Annotated in this window: 23 protein-coding genes; 16 read left to right on the top strand and 7 right to left on the bottom strand. The window is 57.7% G+C overall.

Features of this window, described 5'->3' with window-relative positions; translation table 11 throughout:
* Positions 1-131: 131 nt before the first annotated feature.
* Positions 132-578, top strand: coding sequence for an NlpC/P60 family protein (locus L370_RS16435; protein WP_023333742.1), 447 nt, complete (start codon positions 132-134; stop codon positions 576-578).
* A 5-nt stretch (positions 579-583) separates the two neighbouring features.
* On the opposite strand, the gene L370_RS16440 is transcribed toward L370_RS16435, so the two are convergent.
* A complete protein-coding gene (locus L370_RS16440; RefSeq protein WP_023333741.1) occupies positions 584-1378 on the bottom strand; it encodes an SDR family NAD(P)-dependent oxidoreductase in 795 nt (264 codons plus the stop codon).
* A 32-nt stretch (positions 1379-1410) separates the two neighbouring features.
* Positions 1411-2292: a LysR family transcriptional regulator gene (locus L370_RS16445; RefSeq protein WP_023333740.1), complete on the bottom strand. Its 882-nt coding sequence runs from the start codon at positions 2290-2292 to the stop codon at positions 1411-1413.
* A gap of 99 nt (positions 2293-2391) precedes the next feature.
* On the opposite strand from L370_RS16445, the gene L370_RS16450 reads away from it, so the two are divergent.
* The 8 genes from L370_RS16450 to arnF all read left to right on the top strand — a co-directional run bounded on the left by L370_RS16450 (position 2392) and on the right by arnF (position 10717).
* The gene (locus tag L370_RS16450) at positions 2392-2898 is read left to right on the top strand and encodes a phenolic acid decarboxylase (RefSeq protein WP_023333739.1); all 507 of its coding nucleotides are present in this window, start codon (positions 2392-2394) and stop codon (positions 2896-2898) included.
* 452 nt (positions 2899-3350) lie between these two features.
* Positions 3351-4490: a UDP-4-amino-4-deoxy-L-arabinose aminotransferase gene (gene arnB, locus L370_RS16455; RefSeq protein ID WP_023333738.1), complete on the top strand. Its 1140-nt coding sequence runs from the start codon at positions 3351-3353 to the stop codon at positions 4488-4490.
* 1 nt (position 4491) lies between these two features.
* Positions 4492-5475 carry an undecaprenyl-phosphate 4-deoxy-4-formamido-L-arabinose transferase gene (gene arnC / locus L370_RS16460; protein WP_023333737.1) on the top strand — a complete coding sequence of 328 codons (984 nt, stop codon included), beginning with the start codon at positions 4492-4494 and terminating at the stop codon, positions 5473-5475.
* Positions 5472-7454 carry a bifunctional UDP-4-amino-4-deoxy-L-arabinose formyltransferase/UDP-glucuronic acid oxidase ArnA gene (gene arnA, locus L370_RS16465; RefSeq protein WP_023333736.1) on the top strand — a complete coding sequence of 661 codons (1983 nt, stop codon included), beginning with the start codon at positions 5472-5474 and terminating at the stop codon, positions 7452-7454. Before arnC ends, arnA begins: the two co-directional genes overlap by 4 nt.
* Complete coding sequence (gene arnD, locus L370_RS16470; protein WP_023333735.1) at positions 7451-8353, top strand: 4-deoxy-4-formamido-L-arabinose-phosphoundecaprenol deformylase; 903 nt, start codon at positions 7451-7453, stop codon at positions 8351-8353. Before arnA ends, arnD begins: the two co-directional genes overlap by 4 nt.
* Entirely contained in the window at positions 8350-10005 is a 1656-nt protein-coding gene (gene arnT / locus L370_RS16475; protein ID WP_023333734.1) for a lipid IV(A) 4-amino-4-deoxy-L-arabinosyltransferase, read from the top strand. The genes arnD and arnT overlap by 4 nt, the downstream gene beginning before the upstream one ends.
* Entirely contained in the window at positions 10005-10340 is a 336-nt protein-coding gene (gene arnE / locus L370_RS16480; protein WP_023333733.1) for a 4-amino-4-deoxy-L-arabinose-phosphoundecaprenol flippase subunit ArnE, read from the top strand. Before arnT ends, arnE begins: the two co-directional genes overlap by 1 nt.
* The gene (gene arnF, locus L370_RS16485; protein ID WP_023333732.1) at positions 10337-10717 is read left to right on the top strand and encodes a 4-amino-4-deoxy-L-arabinose-phosphoundecaprenol flippase subunit ArnF; all 381 of its coding nucleotides are present in this window, start codon (positions 10337-10339) and stop codon (positions 10715-10717) included. Before arnE ends, arnF begins: the two co-directional genes overlap by 4 nt.
* Here the strand turns inward: arnF and acpT are convergent.
* A complete protein-coding gene (gene acpT / locus L370_RS16490; protein WP_023333731.1) occupies positions 10674-11294 on the bottom strand; it encodes a 4'-phosphopantetheinyl transferase AcpT in 621 nt (206 codons plus the stop codon). The two genes, arnF and acpT, sit on opposite strands and share 44 nt — an antisense overlap.
* Positions 11295-11398: 104 nt before the next feature.
* The gene (locus L370_RS16495; RefSeq protein WP_023333730.1) at positions 11399-12448 is read right to left on the bottom strand and encodes an AI-2E family transporter; all 1050 of its coding nucleotides are present in this window, start codon (positions 12446-12448) and stop codon (positions 11399-11401) included.
* A 145-nt stretch (positions 12449-12593) separates the two neighbouring features.
* Here L370_RS16495 and L370_RS16500 point away from each other — a divergent pair, with 145 nt between their 5' ends.
* Positions 12594-13811 (top strand): MFS transporter, encoded by a 1218-nt coding sequence (locus L370_RS16500; protein WP_023333729.1) that lies wholly within the window; start codon positions 12594-12596, stop codon positions 13809-13811.
* 4 nt (positions 13812-13815) lie between these two features.
* Here the strand turns inward: L370_RS16500 and L370_RS16505 are convergent, their stop codons facing one another.
* Complete coding sequence (locus tag L370_RS16505; RefSeq protein WP_023309515.1) at positions 13816-14373, bottom strand: DcrB family lipoprotein; 558 nt, start codon at positions 14371-14373, stop codon at positions 13816-13818.
* Positions 14374-14445: 72 nt separating this feature from the next.
* On the bottom strand, positions 14446-15111 hold the full coding sequence (locus L370_RS16510; RefSeq protein WP_023333728.1) for a 7-cyano-7-deazaguanine/7-aminomethyl-7-deazaguanine transporter: 666 nt from the start codon (positions 15109-15111) through the stop codon (positions 14446-14448).
* A 167-nt stretch (positions 15112-15278) separates the two neighbouring features.
* Here L370_RS16510 and tusA point away from each other — a divergent pair, with 167 nt between their 5' ends.
* Positions 15279-15521, top strand: coding sequence for a sulfurtransferase TusA (gene tusA, locus L370_RS16515; RefSeq protein WP_008503071.1), 243 nt, complete (start codon positions 15279-15281; stop codon positions 15519-15521).
* Positions 15522-15625: 104 nt separating this feature from the next.
* Here the strand turns inward: tusA and yhgN are convergent, their stop codons facing one another.
* A complete protein-coding gene (yhgN, locus tag L370_RS16520; RefSeq protein ID WP_003861574.1) occupies positions 15626-16219 on the bottom strand; it encodes an NAAT family transporter YhgN in 594 nt (197 codons plus the stop codon).
* A gap of 177 nt (positions 16220-16396) precedes the next feature.
* Between yhgN and asd the strand changes: the two genes are divergently transcribed.
* From asd to glgA, 5 genes are all read left to right on the top strand, one after another.
* The gene (gene asd / locus L370_RS16525) at positions 16397-17500 is read left to right on the top strand and encodes an aspartate-semialdehyde dehydrogenase (RefSeq protein WP_023333727.1); all 1104 of its coding nucleotides are present in this window, start codon (positions 16397-16399) and stop codon (positions 17498-17500) included.
* Positions 17501-17749: 249 nt separating this feature from the next.
* Positions 17750-19936, top strand: a complete 2187-nt coding sequence (glgB, locus tag L370_RS16530) for a 1,4-alpha-glucan branching enzyme (RefSeq protein WP_032666679.1) — start codon at positions 17750-17752, stop codon at positions 19934-19936.
* Entirely contained in the window at positions 19933-21906 is a 1974-nt protein-coding gene (gene glgX / locus L370_RS16535; protein ID WP_023333725.1) for a glycogen debranching protein GlgX, read from the top strand. Before glgB ends, glgX begins: the two co-directional genes overlap by 4 nt.
* 17 nt (positions 21907-21923) lie before the next feature.
* Positions 21924-23219, top strand: a complete 1296-nt coding sequence (gene glgC / locus L370_RS16540) for a glucose-1-phosphate adenylyltransferase (protein ID WP_023333724.1) — start codon at positions 21924-21926, stop codon at positions 23217-23219.
* The gene (gene glgA, locus L370_RS16545; RefSeq protein WP_023309509.1) at positions 23219-24652 is read left to right on the top strand and encodes a glycogen synthase GlgA; all 1434 of its coding nucleotides are present in this window, start codon (positions 23219-23221) and stop codon (positions 24650-24652) included. The genes glgC and glgA overlap by 1 nt, the downstream gene beginning before the upstream one ends.
* The last annotated feature ends 4 nt before the right edge of the window (positions 24653-24656 follow it).

The raw sequence follows: 24656 nt of genomic DNA, 5'->3' as shown, positions 1-24656 counted from the left end.
CATTGGGCCCCACAGGTAAGGAAAAACTCACTCACTACTTCTTTATTGATATGACTCTTAGATCGTTTATTTCAATCCTCACGTTAAGTTTTGCTTCGTTTTCTGCGTTCAGCTTTCAACTCCCAGCGTCGATGCTATCGATGAACAGTGAGCTGGCGGTATCGCCGGCGAAATCTGCGCTGGTGCATCCTGAAACAGGCCCGCTGCGCTCGCGTATTCTCGATCAATACCAGAAATGGAAAGGCACCCAGTACCAGTGGGGCGGAACCACGCATCGCGGGGTGGATTGCTCCGCGCTGATGCAGCACCTGTTCAGCGATGCGGCGCATCTTAATTTACCGCGCACGACGCGCGAGCAGATCCATCGCGGCGTTCAGGTGGCGCAATACCGCCTGAGAGCCGGCGATCTGGTCTTCTTCCAGACCGGCCCGAACCGCAAGCACGTCGGCGTTTATATTGGCAATAGCCAGTTTATTCATGCCTCAAGCAGCCAGGGGGTAACGGTCTCAACCCTGACGGATGATTACTGGCAGGCGCACTACATTACCGCCCGTCGGATCGCAGGCAGTGCGGCCTGACAGCATCAGATGATGTCATCCACGACGCCGCCGTCGACGCGCAATGCCGCACCCGAAGTGGCGGATGCCTGTGGCGAACAGACATAAATCACCATATTGGCCACCTCTTCAACCGTGGCCGCGCGCTGAATAACCGAGCTGGGGCGGTTGGCCATCACAAACTCTTTCGCCAGCTGCTCCAGCGATTTGCCGGTTTTTTCGATTTCATCTTTCATCATCTCGGCGAAACCGTCAGACATCGTCGGGCCCGGCAGTATGCTGTTGACCGTCACGCCGCTCCCCGCCACGAACTTCGCCAGCCCGCGCGCCAGCGAGAGCTGCGCCGTTTTGGTCACGCCGTAGTGGATCATATCCGCCGGGATATTGCAGGCCGACTCGGAGGAGATAAACACCACGCGTCCCCAGCCTTTCTGCACCATGCCCGGCAGCAGGGCGCGGGACAGACGCACGCCGGACATCACGTTGGTCTGCCAGTAACGCTCCCAGGTCTCATCGTCGGTGGCATAGAAATCCTGTGGACCGTAGATCCCGGCGTTGTTGACCAGGATATCGACGTTATTCGCCACCTTCAGGAGCGACTCGACCCCTTCCGCCGTGCTGAGATCGGCAATCGCGGCGCGCACCTGCACGCCCGGCACCACCTGCTGGAGCTGCTGAATGCCTTTATTCACCGATTCCGTGCTGCGGCCATTGACGATCACTTCGGCACCGCTTTCTGCCAGACCTCTGGCAATGGCGAACCCGATCCCGCCGGTTGAGGCGGTCACCAGCGCCACTTTCCCCGTAAAGTCGATTTTCATCATCTGCTCCTTATCGTTTTAACGTTCGGACCTTAAAGCGTAGCAGGTGAGGATGACGGCTCCTGGCTAAAAAGGCGCAGCAGCGTCTCAACCTGCTCATCAAGCGGGGCGAGGGAGCGCTTAACGATCAGGTGAAGCGGCGTTGCCCTGCGCGCACCGTGGCTCAGCGGCAGGCGTTTCAGTACGCCTTGATCCAGCTGGGTCTGGATGCGTTCCTCTGGCAGCCAGCCGTACCCGACCTGAGAGACGACGGCCTCTATGGCGGCATCGATGGTGGAAAACGTCCACGACTCGCCGGCAGCACGCGCGGCGGGCTGGCTGTCCGCAATCTGGATAAGCGGCCACGGGCGCAGCATCTCATCATTGAGCGGCGCGTCGAGGTGAAAGAGGGGATGCTGGTGATGGGCCACGGCAACAAAGTCGATATTCATCAGCCATTCGCCGAGCCCGGTAATGTCCTGGCGGCGGGTTAAGATCATCACGTCGGCTTCGTCGTTAATGGCGTCGGCGCGGGTATTTTCCAGCACCTCGGTGAGACGGACCTGGGTCTGCGGATACTGCTGCTGGAACTGACGCAGGATGGCGAACAGGCGGCGGCGCGGGAAAATGGAGTCCACCACCAGATCCAACCGCGTGCGCATCCCGTTGCGAAGGGTCGCTGCGCGCGTCTCGACGTACGAAAACGCTTTCAGCAGCGGTTTAACCTGGTTGAGAAGCAGTTCGCCGGCCGGGGTTAACACCGCCCGTCGCCCCTCCGGGACCAGCAGCGCCACGCCGAGCCGCTCCTGCAGCAGCGACAGGTTATAGCTCACCGAGGACTGGCTGCGGTGGGTTTCTTCCGCGGCTTTGGCAAAGCTGCCCGCCTCAACCACCTTCGCCAGTAAGGACCATTGTTCCAGCGTCGTCTTGTGCATAATTTATCTAAAATTTGGATGAATTTGATTAAAACATAGCGTTATTCATTCATTTTTTGAAGGGGTACGATCGTCTCATCAAAACAAAGGAGACATCTTATGAGCACCTTCGACAAACACGACTTAAGCGGCTTCGTTGGCAAACACCTTGTTTATACTTACGATAACGGCTGGAACTACGAGATTTATGTAAAAAATGAGACCACGCTTGATTACCGTATTCACAGCGGTCTCGTGGCCAACCGTTGGGTGAAAGATCAGCAGGCTTACATCGTGCGGGTAGGGGAAAGCATCTATAAAATTTCCTGGACCGAACCAACCGGTACCGACGTCAGCCTGATCGTGAACCTGGGCGACAAACTGTTCCACGGCACCATCTTCTTCCCACGCTGGGTCATGAACAACCCGGAAAAAACCGTCTGCTTCCAGAACGACCATATTCCACTGATGAATAGCTATCGCGATGCGGGCCCGGCGTATCCAACGGAAGTGATTGATGAATTTGCCACAATCACCTTTGTACGCGACTGCGGTGCAAATAATGAAAGCGTTATCGCCTGCGCGGCCAGCGAATTACCGAATGATTTTCCTGCTAATCTTAACTAAGCGCGACAGTTGAATTCGCGACAATTGATATTAATAGAAAGTTCCCGGAGGATGACGGAATTCCCGCCCAAACCTCCGGGATTTTTATTTTGGTTGAGTATTCATTTACTTTTCTTATAATTTTAATGTAAACGAAATGAAATAGTAGAGTAATCGCTGTGAGTCCATCCACAAAAAACAAAAAAAATAGTTAGAATCGCTATCTTGCTGTTGTAAAACAATTTTCTATTCTCTTCTATGTACTGTTTCCCTTCTGCTTCTCGCCTGTCTTAATTTTTTCCTAAGAAAACGACGTTACTTTTGCTTCAGTTGATGGTTTGTTGACATAACTGGTATCGCGACTTAATTTTATTTGGTCTTTATTTAATAACCATCTTGCATGATCCCATTGAGCTGCCCATTACGACAGCGCAGTAAAAGATGACGCCTTTAATACAGCAAGGAAATTAATAATGAGTGATTTTCTGCCTTTTTCGCGACCGTCGATGGGCGCTGAGGAAATTGCGGCGCTTCAGGACGTTTTGATGTCGGGCTGGATCACCACGGGGCCTAAGAATCAGGAACTTGAAGAGGCATTCTGTCAACTTACCGGGAATCAGCATGCGATTGCCGTCTGTTCAGCCACCGCAGGTATGCACGTCACGCTGATGGCGCTGGATATTGGCCCGGGCGATGAAGTCATTACGCCTTCCCAGACCTGGGTATCCACGCTGAATATGATCGTGTTGCTGGGTGCCACGCCGGTCATGATCGATGTGGACAAAGATACATTAATGGTGACGCCAGAAGCCGTTGAAGCCGCCATTACCCCGCGTACCAAAGCCATTATTCCCGTTCATTATGCCGGCGCGCCGTGTGAAATCGACGCTATCCATGCCATCGGTGAACGTCACGGTATTCCGGTGATTGAAGATGCGGCCCATGCCGCCGGAACGTACTACAAGAACCGTCATGTGGGCTGGAAAGGGACGGCGATTTTTTCCTTCCACGCCATTAAAAATATGACCTGCGCGGAAGGCGGCTTAGTCGTCACGGATAATGCCCAGCTGGCACAGCGGATCCGCAGTCTGAAATTCCATGGCCTGGGCGTGGATGCCTATGACCGGCAGACGCACGGTCGTGCGCCGCAGGCGGAAGTGATCGCGCCGGGCTATAAATACAACCTGGCAGACATCAACGCCGCGCTGGCGCTGGTGCAGTTAGGCAAGCTGAAAGAGGCCAACAGACGCCGCCAGGACATCGCCGAACGCTACCTGCGGGAGCTTGCCGATACGCCGTTCCAGCCGCTCACCATTCCGTCATGGCCGCACGTGCACGCCTGGCACCTGTTTATTATTCGCGTTGATGAAGCGCGCTGTGGGATCTCACGCGACAACCTGATGGCGGCGCTGAAAGAGAAAGGCATCGGTACCGGCCTCCACTTCCGCGCGGCGCACACCCAAAAATACTACCGCGAGCGTTTTCCTGATGTATCGCTCCCGAATTCTGAATGGAATAGCGCGCGTATTTGTTCCCTCCCTCTTTTCCCGGATATGACTCATGACGACACAACCCGCGTCATTACCGCACTCCATCAGCTTGCAGGACATTGATATGTTCAGTGCACCGCCAGTACAAAAAGTTTCCGTGGTAATCCCGGTTTATAACGAGCAGGAGAGCCTGCCCGAACTGATCCGCCGTACAACGGCCGCCTGCGACACGATGGGCAAGGCTTACGAAATTCTGCTGGTGGATGACGGCAGTAGCGATAATTCCGCGCTAATGCTGACCGAGGCCGCGCAGGCTGAAGGCAGCCACATTGTTGCCGTGCTGCTCAACCGCAACTACGGCCAGCACTCGGCGATTATGGCGGGGTTTAGCCACGTCACGGGCGATCTGATCATCACCCTGGACGCTGACCTGCAAAACCCACCGGAAGAGATCCCGCGTCTGGTCGCCAAAGCCGATGAAGGCTATGACGTGGTTGGCACGGTACGTCAGAACCGACAGGACAGCCTGTTCCGCAAGCTGGCCTCACGTACCATCAACCGTCTTATCCAGCGTACGACCGGTAAAGCGATGGGCGATTACGGCTGCATGCTGCGCGCCTACCGCCGCCATATTGTCGACGCCATGCTGCATTGCCATGAGCGCAGCACGTTTATTCCGATCCTCGCCAACACCTTTGCCCGTAAGGCAACGGAAATTCCGGTTCTGCACGCCGAGCGCGAGCACGGGGAGTCGAAGTACAGCTTTATGCGTCTCATCAACCTGATGTATGACCTCATCACCTGCCTGACCACCACGCCGCTGCGTCTGCTGAGCGTGTTCGGCAGCATCATCGCCGTGGCCGGGTTCGCGCTGTCCGTTCTGCTGGTGGTGCTGCGACTGGTCTTTGGCCCGCAGTGGGCGGCGGAAGGGGTCTTCATGCTCTTTGCCGTGCTGTTTATGTTCATCGGCGCCCAGTTTGTCGGGATGGGCCTTCTCGGTGAATACATTGGCCGTATCTATAACGATGTTCGCGCGCGTCCGCGCTACTTTATTCAACGTGTTGTCCGTCAGGAACACAAAGCATCTCAAGAGGAAATTCACCCATGAAAGCTGTTGTATTTGCCTATCACGATATGGGGTGCACGGGCACGCTGGCCCTGCTGGAAGCGGGCTATGACATTGCGGCAATCTTTACCCATCCGGACACGGCCGGAGAGAATAACTTTTTTGGCTCCGTGGCGCGTATCGCCGCCGAGCGCGGGATCCCGGTTTATGCACCGGACGACGTAAACCATCCGCTGTGGGTGGATCGCATCCGCGCGCTCGCGCCTGACGCGATCTTCTCGTTCTACTATCGCAACCTGCTCTCCGACGAAATCTTAGGTCTGGCCGCAAAAGGTGCCTTTAATCTTCACGGCTCTCTGCTGCCTGCCTACCGTGGCCGCGCTCCGCTGAACTGGGTGCTGGTAAACGGTGAAACGGAAACGGGCGTGACGCTGCACCGCATGGTGCGCCGCGCGGACGCGGGCGCTATCGTGGCACAGCAGAAGGTCGCTATTGACGCGGACGAAACGGCGCTGCAGCTGCATCAAAAGCTGAATGCGACGGCGCAGACGCTGCTGCGTGATGCCCTTCCCGCCATCCTCAACGGTACCTTCAGCGAGACCGCGCAGGATGAGAGCAAGGCAAGCAGCTTTGGCCGCCGCACGCCGGAAGATGGTCGTCTGGACTGGAATAAACCCGCCCGCCAGCTGCACAACCTGGTGCGCGCCGTGACCGACCCGTGGCCGGGCGCGTACAGCTTTGCTGGCGTAAGCAAATTTATCGTCTGGAAATCCCGCGTGCGTGACGACATCCCTGCCGCTAAACCGGGCACCGTCGTTTCTGTCTCCCCGCTGATTGTGACCTGCGGCGAGCAGGCGCTGGAGATCGTCACCGGACAAACCGACAACGGCCTGTACGTTCAGGGCACGCAGCTGGCACAGTCTCTGGGTCTGGTGGCCGGGGCGCTCATCACCAGCGCACCGGTTGTCGCCATCAAACGCCGTACCCGCGTGCTGATCCTCGGCGTGAACGGCTTTATCGGTAACCACCTGACTGAACGTCTGCTCAAAGACGATAACTACGAAATCTACGGTCTGGATATTGGCTCTGATGCGATCAGCCGTTTCCTCGACAACCCGCGTTTCCACTTCGTGGAAGGGGATATCAGCATCCATTCCGAGTGGATCGAATACCACATTAAAAAATGCGACGTGGTGCTGCCGCTGGTCGCCATTGCCACGCCAATCGAGTACACCCGTAACCCGCTTCGCGTGTTCGAGCTGGACTTCGAAGAGAACCTGAAGATCATCCGCGACTGCGTGAAATACGACAAGCGCATCATCTTCCCGTCCACGTCTGAAGTGTACGGCATGTGCACCGATAAGAACTTCGATGAAGACACCTCCAACCTGGTGGTCGGGCCGATCAACAAACAGCGCTGGATTTACTCCGTCTCCAAACAGCTGCTGGACCGCGTGATTTGGGCCTACGGTGAGAAAGAAGGTCTGCGCTTTACCCTGTTCCGTCCGTTCAACTGGATGGGGCCGCGTCTGGATAACCTGAACGCGGCGCGTATCGGCAGCTCCCGTGCGATCACCCAGCTGATCCTGAACCTGGTCGAAGGCTCGCCAATTAAGCTTATCGAAGGCGGGAAACAGAAGCGCTGCTTTACGGATATCAGCGACGGTATCGAAGCGCTGTTCCGCATCATCGAAAACAAAGATAACCGCTGCAACGGTGAGATCATCAACATCGGTAACCCGGACAACGAAGCGAGCATTCGCGAGCTGGCAGAGATGCTGCTGGCCAGCTTTGAGCGCCATCCGCTGCGCGATAAGTTCCCGCCGTTTGCCGGTTTCCGCGAAGTGGAAAGCAGCAGCTACTACGGCAAAGGGTATCAGGACGTTGAGCACCGTAAGCCAAGCATCCGCAACGCGAAGCGCTGCCTCAACTGGACGCCGACGGTGAAGATGGAGCAGACCATTGACGAAACGCTCGATTTCTTCCTGCGCACCGTGGAGCTCTCGGATCAGGCCTCATGAGAAAAGTCGGTTTACGCATTGATGTCGATACCTTCAGGGGAACGCGTGACGGCGTACCCAAACTGCTGGAACTGCTGAGCAAGCACGGTGTGCGTTCCAGCATTTTCTTCAGCGTCGGGCCTGACAACATGGGACGCCATTTATGGCGTCTGGTTAAACCGGCATTTCTATTCAAAATGCTGCGCTCGCGCGCGGCATCCCTCTACGGCTGGGATATTTTGCTGGCCGGCACCGCCTGGCCAGGCAGACGCATCGGCGCGGGTAATGAAGCCGTTATCTGCGAGGCGGCCCGGCTACATGAGGTCGGCCTGCACGCCTGGGATCACCATGCCTGGCAAGCCTGGGCCGGCGTCTGGGACATCCCGCGCCTGGCCCGTGAGGTCGAGCGTGGGATGCTGGAGCTGGAGGCCATTACCGGTCAGCCCGTGCGCTGCTCCGCCGTGGCGGGATGGCGTGCGGATCAGCGCGTCGTGAAAGCCAAAGAAGCCTTCGCGTTTCGCTACAACAGCGATTGCCGCGGAACCGGGCCATTTTTGCCGCTGTTAGGCGAAAATCGCTACGGTACGGTGCAAATTCCGGTCACGCTTCCCACCTGGGATGAGGTGGTCGGGCGCGAGGTGAAGGCCGATGAGTTCAATCGTTACATTCTGGACCGCATCCATCGTGACGCCGGTACGCCGGTGTATACCATCCATGCCGAAGTGGAAGGGATTGCGTATCAGCATGATTTCGACGAACTGCTGACGATGGCCGCTCAGGAGGGCATTGAATTTTGCCCGTTGAGCGAGCTGCTGCCGGACGACCTCAGCACCCTGCCTGTGGGCAAAGTCGTACGTAATGAACTGGCTGGCCGGGAAGGCTGGCTTGGCTATCAACAAACCGTGAGTCCGGCCCCATGAAAACAGCCCGTTATGGCTTAGCGCTTCTCGCACTGTTTATCGTTTACTACCTCATTCCGGTCGATATCCGCCTGCTTTGGCAGCCCGATGAAACGCGCTATGCGGAAATCAGCCGCGAAATGCTGGCATCCGGAGACTGGGTTGTCCCGCATTTTCTGGGGCTGCGTTACTTTGAAAAACCGATTGCCGGCTACTGGATCAACAGTATCGGACAATTGCTGTTTGGGCATACGAACCTTGCCGTGCGCGCCGGATCCATATTCTCTACCGGGTTAACGGCGCTGCTGGTGATCTGGATGGCCTGGCGTCTCTGGCGGGATAAGCGGACGGCCATTTTCTCCGGCCTTATCTTCCTGACTCTGTTCCTGGTATATGGCATCGGCACGTATGCGGTGCTGGATCCTATCATCACCCTGTGGCTGGTGGCGGCGATGTGCAGCTTCTGGCTGGCGTCGCAGGCCCAAACCGTTGCCGGAAAAGCGGGTGGCTATGTGCTGCTTGGGCTGGCCTGCGGGATGGGGGTGATGACCAAAGGCTTCCTGGCGCTGGCGGTACCGGTGATTGGCGTCCTGCCGTGGGTAATTGCCCAGAAGCGCTGGAAAGAGGTGCTGATTTTTGGCTGGCTCGCGATCCTGAGCTGCGTGCTGATTGTTCTGCCGTGGGCGCTGGCCATTGCGCACCGTGAGCCTGATTTCTGGCGTTACTTCTTCTGGGTTGAGCATATTCAGCGTTTTGCCCAGAGCGACGCGCAGCACAAGGCCCCGTTCTGGTACTACCTGCCGTTCCTGATTGCGGGCAGCCTGCCGTGGCTGGCGCTGCTGCCCGGCGCGTTTCGTCTCGGCTGGAATGACAGGCAAAACGCCGGTGGCGGGTTCTATCTGCTGGGCTGGGTGGTGATGCCGCTGCTGTTCTTCAGCATCGCCAAAGGCAAGCTGCCGACCTATATCCTGCCGTGCTTTGCCCCGCTGGCTATCCTGATGGCGCGCTATGCCTGCCTCGCGGCGGAAAAAGGTGCCAGAGCGTTACGCATTAACGGCGGAATTAACCTGGCGTTTGGCGTCATCGGCGTGATAGCGGCGCTGGTGGTCTCGCCGTGGGGGCTGTCTAAGCATCCGGTCTGGACGTCGGTCGAACTGTATAAAGTCTTCTGTGCGGTGGTGGCGTTCCTCATCTGGGCGGCGGTAGGCTGGTTTACGTTCAGACAGAGCCAGCAGCGCTGGTGGCTGGCGGCACTGTGCCCAGCAGGGCTGGCGCTGCTGATTGGTTTTGCCATTCCTAATCTGGTGGTGGATTCCAAACAGCCGCAGTCGCTGGTGGATACTGTGCGCGAGCCGCTTCAGGACAGCCGATTCGTATTGGCCAATAACGTGGGCGTGGCCGCTGGCCTGGCCTGGGAGCTGAAGCGCAATGACATCACGATGTTCGATCAAAGCGGCGAACTGCGCTACGGGCTGGATTATCCCGATGCGAAAGATCGTTATGTTGATAAAGATGACTTCGCGCAGTGGTTGTCGGAGCATCGTCAGCAGGGGCGCGTATCGCTGGTGATTCTTCTGTCAAAACACGATGAAATCGCGCGTGCGAATCTGCCGAAACCGGACAGCCTGTATATCCAGGGCCGTCTGGCCTACCTGCAGTATCTGCCGAAGTGATGACCTGGATCTGGTTGATACTGGCAAGCTTGCTCAGCTGCGCGGGGCAGCTGTGTCAGAAACAAGCTACCCGTCCGGCGAAAGCCGGGCGGCGTGGGGTGCATATCGCACTGTGGCTGGGTTTGGCACTGCTGGCGCTGGGGAGTGGGATGCTGGTCTGGCTGGTGGTGCTGCAACGGCTGCCCGTTGGCATTGCCTACCCTATGCTGAGCCTCAATTTTGTCTGGGTGACGCTGGCTGCGAAGGCATTCTGGCGTGAGCACGTTGCTGCGCATCACTGGCTGGGCGTGGGGTTCATCATCATTGGGATTATTGTGCTGGGAGGAAGCCTGTGAAAGGGGCGTTCTGGGCATTATGCAGCGTGCTGTTAGTCAGCGCGGCGCAGCTGTTGCTGCGCGAGGCCATGCAGGCATTGCCACCGGTCAGTGAGGCCATGGTGTTTGTTTCCGCGCTGTGGCACTTCTCGTCCGGCACCGGTGCCCTGATGCTGGGGTTGATGGGGTACGTGGCCTCTATGGGCTGCTGGTATCTGGCGCTGCATCGTATGGCGCTCAGCAAAGCCTATGCCTTGCTGAGCCTCAGCTATATTCTGGTGTGGGGTGCCGCGATCCTGCTGCCGGGCTGGGAGGAGCGTTTTTCCTGGCACGGACTGGTGGGCGTCGGGTTTATTATTCTGGGGGTGTTGACGATTTTTCGGCCAGCACGTCGTTAGCGGAATGGATCAACCCAGCCCTGAGCTCAAAGGGCGTCTCGGTACAGACCGCAAGACTCAGCGAGTCTATCCGGCAGTGGCTTACTGAGTGAAATGCGCGGGCAGTACTGTCAATGCTAACCATTTGCCAGGCGTGACCGCCGCTCTGTTTAACGATCGCTTCCTTCCGCGTCCAGATGCGCCAGAATGCGCTAAGCTGGCTCTCTGGCGTTTCCTTTTCCAGCTCTTCATGCTCGGCGCTGCTGAAGACGGCATTGGCGAGCGTGTGCCAGTTATCCTGGGGGCGAATACGTTCCAGTGAACAACCCACGTTACCTTCGTCACTGATAATTAACGCAATGTCATCATCCGAGTGGCTAAGGCTGAACCACAGCGGATAGTCGCCGGCAAAAAGGGGTTTCCCCTGTTCGTTGTGGATAATCTCCGGGAGTGACTTCGGCGCCAGCAGACGCGAAAGCAACCCGCGTCCCGCCAGCCAGCGCGCGCGCTGGGTGCCTTCGGGCGCGTGTCGGGAGAGTGCCTCTGCCCAGCGATTGGTGCTCAGCGAGGAGATTTTTCCCAGAAAAACCTGGTACATATAACGTCTGGCCTTCAGTCAAAACAGAGAGAGTCGCAAAGTTTCGCGGTGAAACCATTACTATAATCTATTGTCCCCGGTAATGGCTAACCATACGAGAATGCTTACCCAGGCAACCGGCTTTTCGGCCTCCCCGGCCCGAGCAGGATTGCCAGCTTGCTGCCACCTTTGGTGGTTTCCATCCAGATTTTACATACGCTGGTCAGGGGGACCGACAGCAGCATGCCGACCGGGCCCAGCAGCCATCCCCAAATCAGTAAGGATAAAAACACCACCAGCGTCGACATGCCCAGCCGGTGCCCCATCATGCGCGGCTCAAGAATATTGCCCAGCACCATATGCACGACGAGGAACAGCGCGCCGACCAGCATGCATTCGTAGAAGCCGTTAAACAGAAACGCCTGAATCATCGGCGGCACGGCGGAAAGCACCGCGCCAATATTGGGCACGTAGTTCAGCAGAAAGGCCAGTACGCCCCACATCAGCGCGAACTGCACGTCCATCAGCATCAGCCCCAGCCAGACAATGATCCCGGTCCATACGCTCAGGAGCGTTTTCAGCGCCAGATATTTAGAGACGCCCTTCAGTGCCCGGTGTAAGCCGGCAATGTGAATTTGGGGATTATTTAACGCAAAGCGCAGCTTATAGGGAACGTGGCGCACTTCGAACAGCATAAATACCACCGTCATGACCAGCAGCAGAATGCTGGCCATCGCGCCGGAAAGCCCCGTCATCAGGGTGGTGGCGTAGGTCATGACTTTCTCGGAATCCATCCTGCGCAGCATCCGTTCGGGTGAGATATGCAGATTAAGGAAGGGCACCATCTCCTGCAGCGCCACAATCTTACGCGTCAGCTCTTTGTTGTACTGCGGCAGCATGGTGGAGAATTCGCTCAGCGAGGCCGCCAGCACGCCGACGAGCGCCGTCAGGGCAATCATCATCACGATGACGACGATGGTGATAGCGACCGGGCGGCTAACGCCCCGGCGGAGAAACCAGGTGACCAGAGGATTAAGCACAATGGCAAAAAAGAGCGCCAGCAGGAGCTGGACAATAATGTCGGCGGCAGCATGGATACCCGCAAGGATAACCACCAGACAGGCGAGTTTTAATAAGATGTGGAGTCCTGCTTTGTCGGACGGGTTAGCGATCATGCGTGTTCCTTAATGTGATGACCCGGTAAGTGTAGTGCCCGGGCTCCGCTTCGTCTGGCACCGTTAATCTGAAAGTCGGGGCTGATTTTCTTATTGCGCCGTGGTAATAGTGAAACACTGTTGTGAAAAACCCAGGTAGAACCCCATGCCCGAACCTGCCGCTGAACCGGCACTGAGCGGACTGCGCCTCAATCTGCGCATCGTTTCCGTTGTGATTTTCAACTTTGCCAGCTATCTGACCATTGGCCTGCCGCTGGCGGTCCTGCCGGGCTATGTCCATGACGTGATGGGCTTCAGCGCCTTCTGGGCGGGGCTGGTGATTAGCCTGCAATATTTCGCCACGCTCCTCAGCCGCCCGCATGCCGGGCGCTACGCGGACACGTTCGGTCCCAAAAGCATCGTGGTGGTGGGGCTGTGCGGCTGTTTCCTCAGTGGCCTGAGCTATCTGCTGGCTGCCGCAACCAGCCACTGGCCGCTGGTCAGCCTGGCGCTGCTCTGCCTGGGCCGCGTCATTCTGGGCATCGGGCAAAGTCTGGCGGGAACCGGCTCGACGCTGTGGGGCGTGGGGGTGGTTGGCGCGCCGCACATTGGCCGGGTGATCTCCTGGAACGGGATTGTCACCTACGGTGCGATGGCGCTCGGTGCGCCGCTCGGCGTGGCCTGCTATGCGCTTGGCGGGTTATATGGGCTGGCCATCACCATTATGGCGGTCGCGCTGCTGGCGATCCTCTTTGCGCTGCCGCGCCCGAAGGTGAAGGCCAGCAAAGGCAAGCCTCTGCCGTTTCGGGCGGTGCTGGGGCGCGTCTGGCCGTACGGCATGGCCCTGGCGCTGGCGACCACCGGCTTCGGCGTGATAGCGACCTTCATTACGCTGTTCTACGACGCCAAAGGCTGGGACGGCGCTGCCTTTGCATTAACCCTGTTCAGCTGTGCGTTTGTTGGTGCCCGCCTGCTTTTCCCTAACGGCATCAACCGTCTGGGCGGGCTGAATGTGGCAACGATCTGCTTTGCGATAGAGATTGTTGGGCTGCTGCTGACCGGAATAGCGATGGTGCCCTGGGTCGCCAAAGTGGGCGTGTTCCTCGCGGGGGCAGGCTTTTCCCTGGTCTTCCCGGCGCTGGGCGTGGTGGCGGTGAAAGCCGTGCCGCAGCAGAATCAGGGGGCGGCGCTGGCGACCTATACGGTATTTATGGATATGTCTTTAGGCATTACCGGCCCGCTGGCGGGGCTGGTGATGGCCTGGGCAGGTGTTCCGGTGATCTATCTTGCCGCAGCGGGTCTGGTGGTGATTGCGCTGCTGCTGACGTGGCGGCTAAAAAAATGGCCCCCGGTGCAGGCACCGGAAGCCACGTCATCGTCGTGAAGCGTTACTGGATCACGATGGTGTTAATGATGTTTTCAGCAGCCGTCTGCGCTTTCTGCTGATCTTCCGCTGGCAGGGTGATCTGCAGGGTCAGCAGTTTGTTATCAACCTTGCCCAGCACCACAGAAGAGTAGGCGGTCTGGCCTTTTGCAGAGATGATGCTGTCGAGCTGTTGCAGCGTGTGGCCTTTCAGCTCGATGGATTTATTGGTGACGACCTGCAGCTGCGGATCGCGGCCGCGCTGCTGATCTTCCAGACGTTTGGACAGAACGGCCAGGTCTTCGCTGGTGTCGTCGCCCACAATGACAATGACCGCTTTCTGCCCGGTTGCGTCGGAGTAAACGTGCATGTTGTTCGCCTGGGTGCCCAGCTTGCCGCTCTGGTCAGTCATATCGGCTGGCAGAGAGAAACTGAGTTTGCCATCCATCAGATTCACCGGCTGGCCGGTCGCGTTGCTCTCTGCGGATGCGCCCTGAGCAGGCGTTTTCGTGTCGCTGTTATCACAGGCTGCAAGACCCACAACCAGCAGGCCAATCCCGACATATTTAACCAGATTGCGCATTGACTTCTTCCTTTCGATAAACGGCCATAACGGCTCATTCGCTCATCTTATCACAACTGATAAAGCGAACCCTTAACCAGCCTGCAATGCCGTGATTTCAGATTTATCTGCCAGCCTTTTCAGCAGCATATTGAGCAGCACGCCGTACATCGGCAGGAAGAAGACAATGCTGATGAGGACCTTGAAGCAGTAGTCCACCAGCGCGATTTCCATCCAGTGTTCGGCCATGAATGCATCCGGGCTGCGCCAGAAGGCGATGAAGAAGAAGGCCAGCGTATCGCTCACGTTACCGAACAGCGTGGAGGCGGTGGGGGCCATCCACCAGCGATGATTCTGACGCAGGCGGTTAAACACGTGCACGTCGAGGATCTGCCCCAGCGCGTAGGCCATAAAGCTTGCCGCGGCGATACGGGCAACAAACAGGTTGAAGTGAGTTAACGCCTCAAAGCCCTGCCAGCTTCCCATATAAAACAGAGAGGAAACCCCGTACGAGATGAACAGCGCTGGGAGCATGACGGCAAAAATAATGCGGCGAGCCAGCGGTGCGCCAAAGATACGCACGGTCAAATCGGTCGCGAGGAAAATAAACGGGAAGCTGAACGCGCCCCAGGTGGTATGAAAACCAAAGATGGAGATCGGGAGTTGCACCAGATAGTTGCTGGAGGTGATCACCAGCAAATGGAAAAGCGAAAGCCAGAACAACGCTTTTACGCGCTGTGATTCAGAAAACGACGTCATATTGTGACCTTTTTATACGTTGGGGTGAGGGAACCCAATAAAAACCGCAGCATGATACTGCTTTGGCAGGACATTGCAATGGTTAGTTTTTACGCAATCGTTAACCTAGTTTGCATTGATCGCAACCGGGCGTAAACTACAGCCGTTTTTATCTGACCGAGAAGATCATGACCGACCTGTTTTCCAGCCCAGACCACACCCTTGATGCCCAGGGCCTTCGCTGCCCGGAGCCGGTAATGATGGTACGCAAAACCGTGCGCAACATGCAGACCGGTGAAACGCTGCTGATTATTGCCGACGACCCGGCCACGACCCGCGATATTCCCGGTTTTTGTACCTTTATGGAGCATGAGCTGGTGGCACAGCAGACCGAGGCGCTGCCGTACCGGTATTTGATTCGTAAGGGTTAGATGGGCTGTCCTCTGCGGCCTGATGCCCTCACCCCGACCCTCTCCCACGGGGAGAGGGAGCAAACACTAAAAACGGCAATCTTTGATTGCCGTTTTGCGTTTACCTAGCCTTTCATCCACGCGCGGATCCCGTCCAGGAACATCTGCGTCGCCATCATCACCAGAATCAGCCCCATCAGGCGTTCCAGCGCGTTTACCCCTTTTTCGCCCAACAGGCGCAGGAACAGGGACGACTGCAGCAGGATAATGAACGTCCCGCCCCAGGCGATCAGCAGGGCAATCACCAGATGGCTCATCTGATTCGGATACTGATGCGACAGCAGCATCAGCGTGGCCAGAATGGTCGGCCCGGCAACGAGGGGAATCGCCAGCGGCACAATAAACGGCTCTTCACCCGCAGGCAGGCCGCTGCTGCTGCCTTCCGCGCTCGGGAAAATCATCTTAATGGCAATCAGGAACAGAATAATCCCGCCGGAAATCGACACGGTTTCAGCGCGCAGGTTCAGGAACGCGAGAATTTTTTCACCCGCAAACAGGAAGATAAACATCACCAGCAGGGCGATGAGCAGCTCGCGGATCATGATTGCCCGCCGGCGCTTCGGCTCGGTGTGTTTCAGCACCGACATGAAGATCGGCAGGTTTCCCAGTGGATCCATTATCAGGATCAATAAAACCGCTGCGGAAATGATTTCACTCATGTAAATTATCCCTGAATTTCTCTATGGTTATTATGATAATTAGCTGTATTTCTGATTGCCGGGCAATCATCGATTAATTTCGCTTGCGACTTTGGCAGCATTTTGTAATGTGAAGCATATCCCAGTTCAATACTGGCTTGCACAAACAGCACACACCCTCAGCAGGAAAAAAATGCTATGAAAAACGTTGGTTTTATCGGCTGGCGCGGTATGGTCGGCTCTGTACTCATGCAACGCATGGTTGAAGAGCGCGATTTCGACGCTATCCGCCCGGTCTTCTTCTCCACTTCCCAGCTCGGCCAGGCTGCTCCGTCCTTTGGTGGTACCACAGGCACGTTGCAGGATGCTTACGATCTGGAAGCGCTGAAGGCACTCGACATTATTGTGACGTGCCAGGGCGGCGATTATACCAACGAAATCTATCCAAAGCTGCGTGAAAGCGGCTGGCAAGGCTACTGGATTGACGCGGCCTCTTCGCTGCGCATGAAAGACGATGCCATCATCATTCTCGACCCGGTTAACCAGGGGGTCATCACCGACGGCCTGAACAACGGCGTGAAAACCTTTGTCGGCGGCAACTGCACCGTCAGCCTGATGCTGATGTCCCTCGGCGGCCTGTTCGCGCAGGATCTGGTGGAGTGGGTCTCCGTGGCGACCTACCAGGCCGCGTCAGGCGGCGGCGCGCGTCACATGCGCGAGCTGCTGACCCAGATGGGCCAGCTTCACCACAGCGTTGCGACCGAGCTGGCAAACCCGGCGTCCGCGATTCTTGATATCGAGCGTAAGGTCACCCAACTGACCCGCAGCGGCGAGCTGCCGGTGGATAACTTCGGCGTACCGCTGGCCGGTGGCCTGATCCCGTGGATCGACAAACAGCTGGATAACGGCCAGACCCGCGAAGAGTGGAAGGGCCAGGCTGAGACCAACAAAATCCTCAATACCGCGAACACCATTCCGGTTGACGGTCTGTGCGTGCGTATCGGCGCGCTGCGCTGCCACAGCCAGGCCTTCACCATTAAACTGAAAAAAGATGTGTCTATTCCGACCGTGGAAGAGCTGCTGGCCGCGCACAACCCGTGGGCGAAAGTGGTGCCAAACGATCGCGATATCACCATGCGCGAGCTGACCCCGGCTGCCGTTACCGGCACGCTGACCACGCCGGTTGGCCGTCTGCGTAAGCTGAACATGGGGCCGGAGTATCTCTCCGCGTTCACCGTTGGCGACCAGCTCCTGTGGGGCGCCGCCGAGCCGCTGCGTCGCATGCTGCGCCAGCTGGCGTAATAATTTGTTAACTACAGGGGGTGATTTTCACCCCTTTTTTTTGCGTACTACATGGAGTAACACGCGTATGTCTTATTTTTTATCAGGAGTCATCTAGAGCGTTGGCTATGCTTTAAGGAAGAGTCATTTCTTACCTGAGGTTCGAACGGAGCAGAATGGATGCACATTTTTGTGCTGTCCCGTTCAGGTCACATTAAAAGTCGTCCCGGAGCGCTTAAAAAGGACGACATAAAAAACAGGATGAATACCATGTCCGATCGTGTGGATAGAGACGTGATTAATGCGCTTATTGCGGGTCATTTTGCTGACCCCTTTTCTGTGCTTGGGATGCATCAAACTGAGGATGGCCTTGAAGTTCGGGCACTGTTACCGGATGCCACAGAGGTCTGGGTGATTGAACCCAAAACCGGCCGCAAGGTCGGTAATCTTGAATGCCTCGATTCCCGTGGCTTCTTCTCGGGCGTAATGCCCCGCCGTAAAAACCCTTTTCGCTATCAGCTCGCCGTCCTCTGGCACGGTCAGCAAAACCTGATTGACGATCCTTACAGCTTTGGCCCTCTGCTTAAAGAGATGGATGCCTGGCTGCTCTCCGAAGGAACGCATCTTCGCCCTTATGAAACGCTGGGTGCCCATGCCGATACCATGGACGGCATTACCGGCACGCGGTTCGCCGTGTGGGCGCCTAACGCCCAGCGCGTCTCCGTTGTCGGTCAGTTCAACTACTGGGACGGTCGCCGCCATCCGATGCGCCTGCGCCGGGAAACCGGCATCTGGGAGCTGTTTATCCCCGGCGCGCACCCCGGGCAGCTTTATAAATTCGAGATGATCGACGCCAACGGCAAGCTGCGCATTAAAGCCGACCCGTATGCCTTCGAAGCGCAGATGCGCCCGGATACCGCGTCGCTGATTTGCGGCCTGCCTGAGAAGGTCGTCCAGACGGAGGAGCGCAAACAGGCCAACCGTTTTGACGCGCCCATCTCCGTCTATGAGGTACACCTTGGATCCTGGCGTCGCCACACCGATAACAACTTTTGGCTGAGCTACCGGGAGCTTGCCGACCAGCTGGTGCCGTATGCCAAATGGATGGGCTTTACTCACCTTGAGCTGCTGCCGGTCAACGAGCATCCGTTTGACGGCAGCTGGGGCTATCAGCCCACCGGGCTGTATGCGCCAACGCGCCGCTTCGGCACGCGCGATGACTTCCGCTATTTCATTGATGCCGCGCACGCCGCCGGGCTGAACGTCATCCTCGACTGGGTGCCGGGCCATTTCCCGTCGGATGATTTTGCGCTGGCAGAGTTTGACGGCACGAAGCTGTACGAGCACAGCGACCCGCGCGAAGGCTATCACCAGGACTGGAACACGCTGATCTACAACTATGGTCGCCGTGAGGTCTCAAACTACCTGGTCGGGAATGCCCTGTACTGGATCGAGCGGTTTGGTATTGATGCCCTGCGCGTCGATGCGGTGGCGTCGATGATCTACCGCGACTACAGCCGTAAAGAGGGCGAGTGGATCCCGAACGAGTTTGGCGGCCGTGAAAACCTGGAAGCGATTGAGTTCCTGCGCAATACCAACCGCATTATCGGCGAGCAGGTGGACGGTGCCGTGACCATGGCGGAAGAGTCGACCGACTTTGCGGGCGTCTCCCGTCCGCCGTCATTAGGCGGCCTGGGGTTCTGGTATAAGTGGAATCTGGGCTGGATGCACGACACGCTCGATTACATGAAGCTGGATCCGGTTCACCGCAAGTACCATCACGATAAGCTGACGTTCGGGATGCTCTACAATTACACCGAAAACTTCATGCTGCCGCTGTCCCACGATGAAGTGGTGCACGGCAAAAAATCCATTCTCGACCGCATGCCGGGCGACGCGTGGCAGAAGTTCGCCAACCTGCGCGCCTACTACGGCTGGATGTTTGCCTTCCCGGGCAAAAAACTGCTGTTTATGGGCAATGAGTTCGCCCAGGGACGCGAGTGGAACCACGACGCCAGCCTCGACTGGCATCTGCTGGAAGGCGGTGACAACTGGCACCACGGGGTGCAGCGTCTGGTGCGCGACCTGAACCTGACCTACCGCCACCACAAAGCGCTGCACGAGCTCGACTTCGATCCGTACGGCTTTGAGTGGCTGGTGGTGGACGACCACGAGCGCTCGGTGTTTGTCTTTGTGCGCCGCGACAAGGCGGGTAACGAGATCATCGTCGCCAGCAACTTCACGCCGGTGCCGCGCGAACACTACCGCTTCGGCATTAACCAGCCGGGCAAATGGCGCGAAATTCTGAATACCGACTCGATGCACTACCACGGCAGCAACGCCGGTAACGGCGGGCTGGTACAGAGCGATGCCATCGAAAGCCACGGGCGACCCAACTCCCTGAGCCTGACGCTGCCGCCGCTTGGCACCATCTGGCTGATGCGGGAGGGCGAATGACGCAGCTTACGGCAGGTAAACCCGAACCGCTCGGCGCGCGTTTTGACGGAAAGGGTGTCAATTTCACCCTCTTTTCCGCTCACGCTGAGCGGGTAGAACTGTGCGTGTTTGATGGGGAAGGTAACGAGCACCGTTACGATTTACCCGAGCGCGCGGGGGATACCTGGCACGGCTACCTGGCCGGAGGACGGCCAGGCATGCACTATGGCTTTCGCGTACACGGTCCGTGGGATCCGGCGCAGGGGCACTGGTTTAACCCGGCGAAGCTGTTGATTGACCCGTGCGCGCACCGCGTGGACGGCGAGTTTAAAGACGACCCGCTCTTCCACGTGGGCTACGGCGAGCCCGACCACCGCGACAGTGCGCCCGTCGCGCCAAAAAGCGTGGTGGTGAACGATCTTTATGACTGGGAAGACGATGCCCCGCCGCAGACGCCGTGGGGCAATACCGTCATTTATGAAGCTCACGTCAAAGGGCTGACGTACCTGCACCCGTCGATCCCCAAAGAGATGCGCGGCACCTATAAGGCGCTCGGGCATCCCACCATGATCGCCTACCTGAAACACCTCGGCATCACCGCCCTGGAACTGTTGCCCGTCGCCCATTTTGCCAGCGAGCCGCGTCTGCAGCGGCTGGGGCTGAGCAACTACTGGGGCTATAACCCGCTGGCGATGTTCGCGCTCGAGCCGCGCTATGCCGCCCATCCGGAAAAGGCGCGGGACGAGTTCCGCGATGCGGTGAAGGCGCTCCACGCGGCGGGCATTGAGGTCATTCTGGACGTGGTGCTGAACCACAGCGCAGAAAGCGATCTCGACGGTCCGACGCTCTCCATGCGCGGAATTGATAACCGTAGCTATTATTGGATCAGGCAGGATGGCGATTATGAGAACTGGACCGGCTGCGGTAACACGCTCAACCTCAGCCATCCGGCGGTCACGCATTTTGCGTATGAATGCCTGAAATACTGGGTGGAAACGTTCCACGTCGACGGTTTTCGTTTTGACCTGGCGCCCGTGATGGGGCGCACGCCGGCGTTTAGCCAGCAGGCGCCATTGTTTGAGGCGATAAAAAACTGTCCGGTGCTCTCGCAGGTGAAGCTCATCGCGGAGCCGTGGGACATCGGTGACGGCGGTTATCAGGTCGGGAATTTCCCGCCGCTGTTTGCCGAGTGGAACGACCACTACCGCGACGCCGCGCGACGCTTCTGGCTGGAGCGGAATCTGTCGCTGGGGGAGTTCGCCGGACGCTTTGCCGCATCCAGCGATCTCTTTAAGCGCGACGGCAAACGCCCGTCGGCCACCGTTAATCTGTTGACGGCGCATGACGGTTTTACGCTCAGGGACTGCGTTTGTTTCAATCAGAAACACAATGAGGCAAACGGCGAAGAGAATCGCGATGGCACTAACAATAACCATAGCTTTAATCATGGTATAGAAGGGTTAGGCGGAAGCCTTGACGTTATCGAGCGGCGACGCGCCAGCGTGCATGCGCTGCTGACAACGCTTTTACTGTCGCAGGGCACGCCGATGCTGCTGGCGGGCGATGAGCACGGCCATAGCCAGCACGGTAACAACAATGCGTATTGCCAGGATAACACCTTAACCTGGCTCGACTGGGGTGAAGCCAACAGTGGGCTGATTCATTTTACCGCTGCGCTGATCCATCTTCGCCAGCAGATCCCCGCGCTGACCGCCAACAGCTGGTGGGAAGAGGGTGACGGCAACGTCCGCTGGCTGAATAAAGACGCGCAACCGTTAAGCGCGCAAGAGTGGCAACACGGCGTACCACGCCTGCAAATCCTGCTCTCGGATAAATGGCTGGTTACGCTGAACGCGACGGATGACGTCGCAGAGATTGTTTTACCTGAAGGGGAATGGCGAGCTGTTCCCCCCTTTGCCGGAGCGGATAATCCGGTAGTAATGGCTGTCTGGCACGGGCCTGCGCACGGAGTGTGCGTATTCCAAAGATGATAAAAAAGGAGTTAGTCATGGTTAGATTAGAGAAGAACGATCCCTTAATGTTGGCACGCCAGCTACCATTAAAAACGGTTGCCCTGATACTTGCGGGTGGGCGTGGTACCCGTCTGAAAGATTTGACCATCAAGCGCGCCAAACCGGCTGTTCACTTTGGTGGTAAGTTCCGCATCATCGACTTTGCGCTCTCCAACTGCCTGAACTCGGGCATTCGCCGTATTGGCGTCATCACGCAGTATCAGTCGCACACGCTGGTTCAGCATATCCAGCGCGGCTGGTCATTCTTCAGCGAAGAGATGAACGAGTTTGTCGATCTCCTGCCCGCTCAGCAGCGCGTTCACGGCGAGAACTGGTACCGCGGGACGGCGGATGCGGTGACGCAGAACCTCGATATCATTCGTCGCTACAGCGCGGAATACATCGTGATCCTCGCCGGGGACCACATCTACAAGCAAGATTACTCCCACATGCTCATCGACCACGTCGAAAAAGGGGCGCGCTGCACCGTGGCGTGTCTGCCTGTGCCCGTTGCTGAAGCGACGGCGTTTGGCGTGATGCACGTGGATGCCGACGACAAAATTATCGACTTTGTTGAAAAACCGGCGAACCCGCCAACCATGCCGGGCGATGACACCAAATCGCTCGCCAGCATGGGGATTTATGTCTTTGATGCAGATTATCTTTATGAACTGCTGGAAGAGGACGACAAAGACGAAAACTCCAGCCACGACTTCGGGAAAGACATCATTCCGAAAATCACGAAAGCTGGCATGGCGTATGCACATCCTTTCCCGCTGTCCTGCGTGCAGTCCGACCCGAATGCGGAACCCTACTGGCGCGATGTGGGAACCCTGGAAGCGTACTGGAAAGCGAACCTCGACCTGGCGTCGGTTACGCCTGAGCTGGACATGTACGACCAGAACTGGCCGATTCGTACCCATATGGAATCGCTGCCGCCGGCCAAATTTGTTCAGGATCGCTCCGGCAGCCACGGCATGACGCTGAACTCGCTGGTGTCCGGCGGGTGCATTATCTCCGGTTCGGTGGTGGTGCAGTCGGTGCTGTTCCCGCGCGTGCGGATAAATTCATTCTGTAATATCGATTCGGCAGTCTTACTGCCTGATGTCTGGGTAGGTCGCTCGTGCCGTCTGCGTCGCTGCGTGATCGATCGTGCCTGCGTCATTCCCGAAGGGATGGTGATTGGTGAAAACGCCGAAGAAGACGCGCGTCGTTTCTATCGTTCGGAAGAGGGGATCGTGTTAGTCACACGGGAAATGTTGCGGAAGCTGCAGATCAAACAGGAGCGATGATGCAGGTTTTACACGTATGTTCTGAGATGTTCCCGTTGTTAAAAACGGGCGGTCTGGCAGATGTTCTGGGTGCATTACCGGCAGCGCAAATCGCCGGAGGCGTGGATACCCGAGTCCTGCTGCCCGCCTTTCCGGATATCCGGCGTGGTATTCCCGATGCAAAAGTGGTGACCCGCCGTGAAACGTTTGCCGGACGCATCACCCTGCTGTTTGGACATTACAATGGCGTAGGGATTTACCTGATCGACGCGCCTCACCTGTACGACCGACCGGGCAGCCCGTATCACGATACGAACCTGTTCGCCTATACCGACAACGTGCTGCGCTTTGCGCTGCTCGGCTGGGTCGGCGCCGAAATGGCGACGGGGCTGGATCCGTTCTGGCGCCCGGATGTGGTGCACGCGCACGACTGGCACGCCGGGCTCGCCCCGGCGTATCTCGCGGCGCGCGGCCATCCGGCCAAATCGGTCTTTACCGTGCATAACCTGGCGTATCAGGGGATGTACTATGCCCATCACATGAGTGAAATCGATCTGCCATTATCGTTCTATAACATGCACGGGCTGGAGTTTAACGGGCAGATCTCGTTCCTGAAAGCCGGGCTGTACTATGCCGATCACATCACGGCGGTGAGCCCAACCTACGCCCGTGAGATCACCCAGCCGGAGTTTGGCTACGGTATGGAAGGGTTGCTGCAGCAGCGCCATCGCGAAGGCCGCCTGTCGGGCATTCTGAACGGCGTGGATGAACAGATCTGGAGCCCGGAAACCGATCTCCTGCTGGCGGCGCGCTATGGCCGTGATTCCGTGGAAGACAAAGCGGAGAACAAACGCCAGCTGCAGATTGCGATGGGCCTGAAGGTGAACGATAAAGTGCCGCTGTTCGCGGTGGTCAGCCGCCTGACCAGCCAGAAAGGGTTGGATCTGGTGCTGGAGGCGCTGCCCGGTTTACTGGAGCAGGGCGGGCAGCTGGCGCTGCTCGGCGCGGGCGACCCGGTGCTGCAGGAAGGTTTCCTTGCCGCCGCGGCGGAACATCCGGGGCAGGTGGGCGTGCAGATTGGCTACCACGAAGCGTTCTCGCACCGCATCATGGGCGGCGCGGACGTCATCCTGGTGCCGAGCCGTTTCGAACCCTGCGGCCTGACGCAGCTTTACGGCCTGAAATACGGCACGCTGCCGCTGGTACGCCGCACGGGCGGGCTGGCGGATACCGTATCCGACAGCTCTCTGGAAAACCTGGCGGACGGTATCGCCAGCGGGTTTGTCTTTGAGGACAGTAATGCCTGGTCGCTGCTTCGGGCGATTCGGCGTGCTTTCGTCTTGTGGTCCCGTCCATCGCTCTGGCGTTACGTTCAGCGTCAGGCGATGTCCATGGACTTTAGCTGGCATGTCGCGGCGCAGTCATACCGCGATCTCTATCAACGCTTGATGTAACGAG

The sequence above is a fragment of the Enterobacter sp. MGH 24 genome (genome assembly GCF_000493015.1).
In the GTDB taxonomy this organism is placed as follows: Bacteria; Pseudomonadota; Gammaproteobacteria; order Enterobacterales; family Enterobacteriaceae; genus Enterobacter.
The sequence above is the reverse complement of the archived record's forward strand: the minus strand, read 5'-3'. Positions and strand labels throughout refer to the sequence as shown.